This is a genomic window from Pantoea sp. GbtcB22 (assembly GCF_019091025.1).
In the GTDB taxonomy this organism is placed as follows: Bacteria; Pseudomonadota; Gammaproteobacteria; order Enterobacterales; family Enterobacteriaceae; genus Pantoea; species Pantoea leporis.
On record NZ_JAGXKB010000665.1, the window covers coordinates 1 to 243 of the forward strand.

The 243-nt window shown below is 67.9% G+C and carries 1 protein-coding gene; it reads left to right on the plus strand.

The genetic code is table 11. From position 1 onward, the window contains the following. Positions 1-184 (plus strand): hypothetical protein (locus KVT28_RS26320; protein ID WP_217551232.1); only part of this gene is annotated, 184 nt, incomplete at its 5' end. Between the last annotated feature and the right edge of the window lie 59 nt (positions 185-243).

The following is a 243-nucleotide window of genomic DNA, read 5'->3' on the forward strand; positions in this document are numbered from 1 at the left end:
TGGCTTCGAGTTGATCGGTGGATGTGATGCCGAGGAACAGAGCGACACCGGTCAGGTTGGCTCACGGCAGCAGCGCGACGAAGGCGGTGAGTGGCCCGCACACGGCGCCGAACGAACCGTACTTCGCGACGGAGAGCGAGATCAGTCACCCGGCCGCGATCCACAGCACCAGATGGACCGCTGAGCCGAACGCCGGCCTGTCCCGGCTGAGTCTCCTGGCCGCGGCCCGCATCAGGCCGCGAG